Genomic DNA, 9,550 nt, shown 5'->3' on the forward strand with positions numbered 1-9,550 from the left:
CCAACTGGGGCATTTATCCCATTACTTTGACTATGAACGCTATGGACGTGATGTTTGTCTTGAACAAGGGGGGATTTTTCACAGTGGAGGATATGTTTATCATATAAGTGGGTAGATAGGATAACAGAATGGGAGTCAAACCGCTTTGATCCCATTGGGCGGAGAATAAATAATGCAATAGTATCCCAATAACATCCATAAGCTAGAACACCAATCAAACTAAACTCTACTATAAGCCATCTTTACGGATATCCGTAAAGATGGCTATTATGGTGTTCTTTTTTTATTTAATGCAAACCATTAAATGGATATTTATCTTACTGTGATGACAAATGCACTAGTAGAAGGGGTTACGCGCCCATTTCATCGAAAAGTCCAAAGTTTGCTCTTAGCCCTGTAATATCAAGGGATACAGGCGATATCTTATACGATAGCATTAACACTCGATGCTATTACATTGAAAAATTAAAATTTAGAAACCCCACCGTCTAAGGATATGTTAGTAAAACTTATTGCCGATATGAAAATTACGGTAAGGGCGTTATTACGAAAAAATGTTGAACGGTATGAACAATTAGCCTTAGAAAATGATATTTATACCGATGACCAACTGATTGATTTTATGTTGCAATACCCAATACTGATTTGATATTGCACCAATAGGAACTAAACTTTACCGACCATCTGAAGTCGTATTGGAGATATTATCTCATCCGCAACAACATGAGTTTATCAAAGAAGATGGTGAGCTTATTGTAGACATACAAGTTGTCAGAGTTAAGTAATATACTTATCATGGTGCGTGCATTGATGTATAGTACCAATGCGCTCATGCTAATAGGGAACTTAATTACGTACTGTTAGTCTTGATTTTTTAAAACTTGCTATCAATAGGAACAGATAATTATATTATGCGTCTTACGCCACCCTGAGCTCCCGCCCTCCTTTTAGGTTGATACTAAATCAGCCAATTTCGTCATCCCTTCTTAGGGATAATTTCGCTTATTTAAAATACACTCGCCCATCAAGGGATTGATAGATTACAAGGTAATCCAATATGCTGTTGTCCTCCACTCGTCAGGACTGGCTAGGTAACATCCGTGGGGATGTGCTTGCCGGTATTGTTGTTGCTTTAGCGTTAATTCCTGAAGCAATCGCTTTTTCAATTATTGCCGGCGTCGACCCTAAAGTCGGGTTATACGCAGCATTTTCCATTGCGGTAATTATTGCTTTTATCGGAGGACGCCCCGGTATGATTTCCTCCGCAACGGGAGCAATGGCACTTTTAATGGTCGTTCTTGTGAAAGAACATGGCCTTCAGTATCTATTAGCCGCGACGGTTTTAACCGGGATATTTCAAGTTATCGCAGGATATTTAAAGCTCGGTAATTTAATGCGGTTTGTTTCACGCTCTGTCGTAACGGGGTTTGTTAATGCGTTAGCTATCTTGATTTTTTTAGCCCAACTTCCAGAGTTAACCCATGTGAGTTGGCATGTTTATGCCATGACCGCGGCAGGCTTAGGGATTATCTATCTGTTTCCATTAATCAATAAGACCATTCCTTCACCATTAGTGTGTATCGTTGTATTAACGGTAATTTCAATTAGTCTGGGTCTTGATATCCGCACAGTCGGTGATATGGGCGTTTTGCCTGACAGTTTACCTATCTTCCTTGTGCCTGATATTCCCTTGAATATCGAAACGCTACTGATCATATTACCTTACTCACTAGCGCTTGCCGTTGTTGGCTTATTAGAATCGATGATGACCGCAACGATTGTGGATGATTTGACTGATACAACCAGTGATAAAAATCGAGAATGCAAAGGGCAAGGTATTGCGAATATTGCCACTGCATTTATTGGCGGGATGGCAGGATGTGCGATGATTGGTCAATCCATCATCAATATAAAATCGGGTGGCCGAGGCCGATTATCGACACTGGTTGCCGGTATTGTTTTATTGTTAATGGTGGTTTTTCTTAATGATTGGGTATCAAAAATCCCCATGGCGGCGTTAGTTGCTGTGATGATTATGGTGTCAATTGGAACCTTTTCTTGGCGATCCCTTGCTGATATACGAGTTCATCCGCTATCAACCAGTGTCGTTATGATAGCCACCGTCATTGTTGTCGTTTGGACCCATAATCTGGCTTACGGGGTACTTGTCGGGGTGCTCATCGCAGCGCTTAATTTTGCTAATAAAGTCGCGCGATACATGACAGTTACATCAAGCAGAGATAAAAAAGCACGCCATTATGAGGTTCGAGGACAAATTTTCTTTGCTACATCAGAACGCTTTGTTAATGCTTTTGATTTTAAAGAAGACATTGATAAAGCGATTATTGATGTGGATCATGCTCATTTTTGGGATATCACCTCCGTCAGCGCGTTAGATAAAGTGGTGATTAAGTTTAGACGTGAAGGCATTGATGTTGAAATTAAAGGGATGAATGAAGCCACTGCAACATTGGTTGATAAATTTGGTATTCATGACGACCCGAAAAAAATTGAAAAATTCATGGGAGGTCATTAATTATGGTAGCAGATATCATTCAAAAAAATTGTGTAATTGGGTGTATTGACCGTTCGTCTTCGGCAATTGCTGTTTGCCACGCCAGTGCTTGGATAGCCCAAACACTCGACCTACCACTGACACTGTTACACATGAATGAAAAAATCTCGACATCAGCACACCATGATTTAAGTGGGATCATCGGATTTGATACCCGAGAAACTTTATTGAGTGAACTCGTGGATATTGAGGAAAAGCGAGCGCGCTTAACCCGAGAGGAAGGCCGACAATTATTGATGAGTGCAAAAAAAATCACTCAAGATTTAGGTCTTCATGATGTTAATACACTTCAGCGACAAGGAACGTTAGCCGAAGTACTCAATCAAGATGATACGCATATTGTTGTACTCGGTCGTCGAGGCGAGCAATCTGTATTAACGGGTCATATTGGCAGTCAACTCGAAGGCATTATTCGACTTCAAAAAAACTCAGTGCTTATCTGCAAGCGAAACTTTACCCCACCGAAAAAGATGCTGATTGCATTTGATGGCAGCGAGGAAGGTGAACGAATCATTCATCGGTTAACACAAGTGAAATTATTAGCCGGTAGTGATTGCTATCTGGTGATGTACGGTAACCAAGACTGTCAGCTCAAAAAAGCACAAAACCAACTTCATCAAGCCGGTATTCAGGTGAAAGTCAATTTACTTGAGGGTGACAATAGCATCGTTGATGAGTTGTGTAACTTTGCAGTACAACACCATATTGATTTGATCATCATGGGGGCTTTTGGTCATTCGCGATTGAGGCAATTTTTTACCGGAAGTCATACGACAGAGATGATACATAAAACGCCCGTGTCATTACTCATCATTCGTTAGTCTTTTCGTCTATAGTCATTATTACCAAGAGAGGTGACTCGCTTTCGTCACCTCTCTATCATAATAAGTGGCTACGATTTATCGACAATATGAATAAAATGAATGTGTTTTTCATATTGATCGAGGATATCATGAATAATCTGCGCTTCACTCCATCCCATAATATCGTAGTCTTGCCCACCTTCCTTTAAATAAACTTCAGCGCGGTAGTATTTCTGAGACTCATTATTTTCATCATCATCCATACCCACTAATGCAAAAGAAGGCGTCAAATAGTCCCGTAATCGTATTTCATAGAGGAAATTGAGATTCTCACCAAATTGTACTTCAAGAGTCACCCTATCGTCTTTCTCATTATGGATAGCGACCTCGGTCCCCTGCTTTTCCAACTCAGTAACGACTGACTGCATAGCCGGCTCAATCACTTCCGCCATGAAACGTTTAACCTGATTACGTTTAGGAAAGAACGCTATTTTACGTAATCGACGCTCCCATGATAACCCCCCACGTCCGGTATTCGGTGCTAAGGTAGCAAGCTGTTGACTGTCTTTTTTATACACATCAATCCGTAAAGCTTTTAGCAATCCGACGATAGCAATCAATAAAATAATCGCAAAAGGTAACGCGGTCGCTATCGTCATAGTTTGCAATGCCGTTAATCCGCCGGCCAGTAAAAGTGTGATTGCAACGGCCCCCATCAAAAAGGCCCAAAAAATACGTTGCCAAACGGGTGTGTGTATTTCACCACCCGAGGCTAACGTATCGACAACCATGGCCCCAGAGTCTGCAGATGTCACAAAAAAAACAATGACCATCAGCATAGCGACAAAAGAAAGAACAGATGAAAACGGAAAGTAATTTAAAAACTCAAATAAGGCGAGAGCAACATCTTTTTGAACGACTTGTGCCAACATTTCAGCCCCATTATCACGGATCAAATGGATGGCACTATTTCCAAAAAAAGTCATCCAAAGCAGTGTAAACCCAGCAGGAACAAACAAAACACCTGTAACAAACTCACGAATAGTACGGCCTCGAGAGATCCTCGCAATAAACATGCCCACAAAAGGGGACCATGAAAGCCACCATCCCCAATACAATAATGTCCATCCCCCTAACCATTCACTCGATTGCGGCTCATAGGCATAAAGATTGAAGGTTTTATTGATGATATCTGAAAGATAAGCCCCGGTATTTTGGACAAAAGATTTAAGTAACAGTACTGTCGGGCCTAAAATCCCAATTAATAATAATAATAAACCCGCTAAACTTAGGTTGAGTTCAGAGAGAATTCGTATGCCTTTATCTAAACCACTGACGACTGATAACGTCGCTAATCCCGTGATCACCACGATCAAAATTACTTGCATCGTTGGACTGACAGGAAAACCAAATAAATGTGCTAATCCTGCGTTGACTTGCAAAACACCAAATCCAAGCGAAGTTGCAACGCCAAAAACGGTGCCAACAACAGCAAAAATATCAACGGCATGTCCCATTGGGCCATAGATACGTTCACCAATGATGGGATAGAGAGCTGAACGCAATGTAAGCGGTAAGCCATGTCGATAACTAAAAAAAGCGAGAATTAAGGCGACAATGGCATAAATCGCCCAAGCATGTAAGCCCCAATGGAAAAATGTAATTTCCATTGCTTCTCTTGCAGCTTGAACAGTTTGTGGGTCTCCAACGGGGGGAGCAAGATAGTGCATCACGGGTTCTGCGACCCCGAAAAACATCAGTCCAATGCCCATTCCAGCAGAAAACAACATAGCGAACCAGGAAAGATAACTAAATTGCGGTTGAGCATGATCTGGACCGAGTTTGATTTGGCCAAATCGAGAGATCCCTAAATAGGCGACGGTCAATAAAATTAATGCAACGGCCAGAATATAAAACCAACTGGCATTCTCAAAAAGTTGAGCTTGTAGGGTTTTTAACAAAATTTCAGAACGTTGAGGAAAAATAGCGGCTACTGCAACGACACATAAAATAATAAAAGCAGAAACAAAGAAAACGGGCGGATTTATCTTCCCCCACGTTTGAGACTTTTGTGGTGATGATGACATTCAATCTCCCTTTTAATGCGTGCTCATGATTGTCATGAAGCTCGGTTTATGGTGATAAATATAAATTATTTAATTAAAAAGTATCCAATCTCTTGTGTATACTTAAATATCTCTCTTATGTCATACCAAGCCGTATGACTATAAACTGGATAAACGAATAGAGGGACATTTATTGTACTATTTTCATCAATTTTGATACTTTCGAAATAGTATGCCGTGAGCAACCTATCAGGTTTTCTATTTGGCTATAGCTTTTTTTCTCCATTAGAAGACCTTCAATTTTTTGGTGTAATATCTTATTGACCGGACGACCTTTATACTTCCCTTCTTGTTTGGCTTTTTGCACTCCTTGCGCTTGACGACGCCGTCTATCTTCGTAATCCTTTCTTGCAACCGCTGCCAGAATGTCTAACATCATACTGTTAAGGGCTGCAAGCATTCGTTCTGTAAATTCATCGGTGCGACTCATAAACTGGTAACTGGTTGGCAGATCTAAAGAAACGACCTTTAACCCTTTATGTCCAATGAGATATTTTAATTTTTCCCAGTCATCGGTATTCAAGCGGCTAATTCTATCCACTTGTTCAACTAAAATAATATCTCCGGGCATGGCCACATTGAGTAAGCGAAAGAGTTCAGGTCGGTGAAGCTGAGCGCCTGACTCATTTTCTTCAAACCAGCAGGCAATTTGTAGCCCCATTCCTTCAGCAAATTTCAACAGTTCATTTTTTGCTCTTGAGGCATCTTGTTCATGCGTAGAAGCACGTAGATATCCATAAATTCTTATATTTGTCTTCATCGGTGCACTATACATTAGTGTTGTTATTTCGGTGCATTATACATCTGTTTTTCATACTTACTACACTGGATTTCACTTAGTGTAGTTAAGGTAGACTTAAATTGCACTTCTGTATCGATTACGCGCGCATTCATTATATGATGTTGTTTATTTTTAGAGGATAGAACATAACCACAATGAAAGAGATTAAATCAGGCCGTATTCAAATTTTGACTGAACAGGAAATTCATGAGCTCTATTCTCGTCCAATATTTAATCAAATTGAGCGTGAAGAATATTTTTCATTAGATCCGAGTATCAAAAAAATCCTCGCTAAAATGGGAAAAATTGAAACGAAAATATATTTAATTCTTCTGATCGGTTATTTTCGCGCTAAGCCTGTTGTTGCTCAATTTAAGCTACGAGAGGTTAAACACGATGTTGACTACATTTATGCGACTCATTTTCCAAATAGAAAACCGAAATACCCCTTTATTGCTAAAAGTACTCGTGCAACATTGATAGCGAAAATGTATGAAATACTCGGTTTTTCGCGGCTATTAAAGCGAGATAAACAAGCTTTGATAGAGCGCTTAAATGATGTCGCAACAATCTGCACATATCCCAAATATATTTTTGATGAATGCCTCGCTTTTTTAGGTCAAAACAGAATTGGATTAGTGGGTTATTCCACTTTGCAAAATATGGTCACCACGATTTTAGCTAATGAGAGGCATCGAACCGAGTTGATCCTGTCAAATAGCGTGCCACCAATAATACATAAAAAATTAAAGAAGATACTGCATACAAAAGGAGTATTAAATAGTCTATCTGGTCAACAAGGCGCAGCTAAAGATTTTACACCTACAGAGCTCGCAAGTGAAATTGAAACGCATAACACCATAAAAAGTGTGTATCCCGACGTAAAACGTCTTGTTGGTGAATTGAGATTATCATTAGGTAACTTAAGCTATTATGCATCGATTATTCAACATCAATCGATTTATAAAATTCGTCGATTTTCCGAATGGCAAGGCATGTTATATCTGGTTTGTTATCTATTTTTTCGCTATCAAGAAACTAATGATAAATTGGTAACAGCTTTTTTGTATGTGACGAGAAAGCAAAGGGAAGCTGCGAGTGCTTCAGCTAAGTTACGCATTGCAGAAGAACTGGAAATTATTCGTGAAAAGTTAATGCATGCGGGTAATATTTTACACCTCTTTGTTGATGAAACCGTCAGTGACAATACGCAATTTGGTGATATTCGCCAAAATGCATTTACAATGATCTCTAAAGATGAAATTCAGTTAATAAGTCAACATCTTAATAAGAATAATTTTGATAAAACCCATTATGAGTGGCTATACATTGATACACAATACAGAAAAATTGCGAATACGATGAGATCACTTTTTCTCGCTATTGATATCGAATGCGAACCAGGATTACACCTGCTGTCTTCCCAATTATTAACAGCAAAATTAGAACTTCAAAAAGATAAGCACATTTCTACCGTCGATCAGCGATTACTGTTAAAAAACGATAAACCTTTTATCTTGATAGATGAACAGGTTAATACTCAACGATTTGAATACTATTTATACCAAAAAGTAGCTAGGATGATTGAGAGTAACCATATTTACATCAATGAAAGCGCTAATAACAAGCGTTTAGCCGATGATTTGATTTCAGCCGCCGAGTGGAAAAAAAGCCATGTCATCATTCAAAAAACAGGGTTAACTCGGCTCAATACGCCAATAGAACAAACGCTTTCGGAATTAACGCAAAAATTGAGCGATCAAATAGAGCGTATTGGTCGTAATATCCATGATGGAGCCAATGATTTCGTGACACTTCAACCGCGTTCAAATCAGTTAACATGGAAACTGGCGAATAAACGCTGGAAAGATGATATTGATAATCCCATATATAACCAGCTCCAACATATGGGGATCATTGAAATTATGGACTATGTTCATCAAAAAACGGGTTACTTAGATGCATTCAAAAATATCGCCTCAAAAAAGAAAAACACTAAGGCCAAAGAGGGCGATTTACTTGCTTGCATATTTGGAAATGGCTCAAACTATGGTGTTCATCATATGTCATCAATATCAGATAGAGCCATCGGTGTGCTTAGAGCCGTCAATGATGGGTATATTAGACCTGAAACAACGAGTGAAGCTAATGATATGATATCTGATGCTTTAGCAAAACTCCCCATTTTCAAATATTATACGATTAACGAAAGTACCCCATTTGGTAGCATTGATGGCCAAAAACATGGTTGCCGAATCAATACATTTAAAGCCCGTTTTTCTGCCAAATACTTCCGAAAAGGGAAAGGTGTATCGGCACTCACATTAGTTTCAAATCATGTACCAATAAACACGAAAGTGATTTCAGCCAATGAATATGAGGCCCACCACGCATTCGATTTACTCTATAATAATACCAGTCATATTCAGCCCAAAACATTAGCAACAGATACGCATGGCGTTAACAACGTAAATTTTGCTATCCTTGATCTTTTTGGATATCAGTTTGCCCCGCGATATGCAAAATTTAAACACGTTTTTAATGAATTGTTTGACATAGAATATGATGAGATCCTTTCCCTGAAACTTAAAAAATCGCTCAATTTATCACTCATTCAGGAAGAGTGGGAAAATATTCAATGGATAATTTGTTCATTAAGCCGTAAAACGACAACACAAAGCACGGTGATTACTAAGCTTTCTAACAGTAAGAAAAACAATCGCACCTTAGCGGCTCTTCGTGAATATGACCGATTAATTAAGTGCTTATACGTTCTCGATTATGTTGATAACAAAATGCTCAGGCAGTTCGTCCAGCAAGCACTTAATCGGGGTGAAGCTTACCATCAATTACGGCGTGCAATCGCGTCAATTAATGGTAATCAATTTAGAGGTGGTGATGATTACCAGATAGAACAATGGAATGATTGTGCTCGTATCATCGCTAACTGCATTATTTATTATAATTCTGCATTATTATCCAGTTTGATTGAAAAATTTTCGCGTGAAAATAATCAAGAAGCGGTCAATATGATAGCTGAGTTATCGCCTGTTGCATGGCAGCATATACAGTTAGCTGGTAATTACACCTTTGGCCTTAAAAAAGATAATATTGTACTGGAAAGATTACTGGAGAATTTAGATCCTCTCATTTCAGAAGAGTCATTAAGCTTAGCGGCATAGTCTATTTATATTATTAAATTACATATCGTCTGTAGCCCTTGATACCAAAGGGCTACGAGTAAACTTTGGACTTTTCGATGAAA

6 protein-coding genes and 1 pseudogene are annotated in these 9,550 nt (G+C 39.0%); 5 read left to right on the top strand and 2 right to left on the bottom strand.

What is annotated here, in order from left to right; translation table 11 throughout:
• The 4 genes and pseudogenes from PSE69_RS19320 to PSE69_RS19335 form a co-directional block, all read left to right on the top strand.
• Positions 1-115, top strand: a 115-nt coding sequence (locus tag PSE69_RS19320; protein ID WP_272675324.1) for an antirestriction protein ArdA, incomplete at its 5' end; no start/stop codon positions are given.
• A 357-nt stretch (positions 116-472) separates the two neighbouring features.
• A pseudogene (locus PSE69_RS19325) lies at positions 473-785 on the top strand (ArsC/Spx/MgsR family protein); the annotation flags it as partial.
• 272 nt (positions 786-1,057) lie between these two features.
• Positions 1,058-2,536: a SulP family inorganic anion transporter gene (locus tag PSE69_RS19330; protein ID WP_173914478.1), complete on the top strand. Its 1,479-nt coding sequence runs from the start codon at positions 1,058-1,060 to the stop codon at positions 2,534-2,536.
• 2 nt (positions 2,537-2,538) lie between these two features.
• Complete coding sequence (locus tag PSE69_RS19335; protein ID WP_163761881.1) at positions 2,539-3,396, top strand: universal stress protein; 858 nt, start codon at positions 2,539-2,541, stop codon at positions 3,394-3,396.
• 71 nt (positions 3,397-3,467) lie between these two features.
• Here the strand turns inward: PSE69_RS19335 and PSE69_RS19340 are convergent, their stop codons facing one another.
• Both PSE69_RS19340 and PSE69_RS19345 read right to left on the bottom strand, forming a co-directional pair.
• Positions 3,468-5,465: a BCCT family transporter gene (locus PSE69_RS19340; protein WP_104873091.1), complete on the bottom strand. Its 1,998-nt coding sequence runs from the start codon at positions 5,463-5,465 to the stop codon at positions 3,468-3,470.
• 169 nt (positions 5,466-5,634) lie between these two features.
• Positions 5,635-6,264, bottom strand: a complete 630-nt coding sequence (locus tag PSE69_RS19345; protein WP_173914476.1) for a recombinase family protein — start codon at positions 6,262-6,264, stop codon at positions 5,635-5,637.
• A 176-nt stretch (positions 6,265-6,440) separates the two neighbouring features.
• Here PSE69_RS19345 and PSE69_RS19350 point away from each other — a divergent pair, with 176 nt between their 5' ends.
• Positions 6,441-9,467, top strand: a complete 3,027-nt coding sequence (locus PSE69_RS19350; protein ID WP_272675323.1) for a Tn3 family transposase — start codon at positions 6,441-6,443, stop codon at positions 9,465-9,467.
• Positions 9,468-9,550: the final 83 nt, after the last annotated feature.

Source organism: Providencia sp. PROV122 (assembly GCF_028482365.1).
Lineage (GTDB): Bacteria > Pseudomonadota > Gammaproteobacteria > Enterobacterales > Enterobacteriaceae > Providencia > Providencia stuartii.

Bases quoted from the DNA above. Each gene is read 5' to 3' on its own strand.
- PSE69_RS19330 (WP_173914478.1), top strand. From the start codon at position 1,058: ATGCTGTTGTCCTCCACTCGTCAGGACTGGCTAGGTAACATCCGTGGG.
- PSE69_RS19335 (WP_163761881.1), top strand. From the start codon at position 2,539: ATGGTAGCAGATATCATTCAAAAAAATTGTGTAATTGGGTGTATTGAC.
- PSE69_RS19340 (WP_104873091.1), bottom strand. From the start codon at position 5,465: ATGTCATCATCACCACAAAAGTCTCAAACGTGGGGGAAGATAAATCCG.
- PSE69_RS19345 (WP_173914476.1), bottom strand. From the start codon at position 6,264: ATGAAGACAAATATAAGAATTTATGGATATCTACGTGCTTCTACGCAT.
- PSE69_RS19350 (WP_272675323.1), top strand. From the start codon at position 6,441: ATGAAAGAGATTAAATCAGGCCGTATTCAAATTTTGACTGAACAGGAA.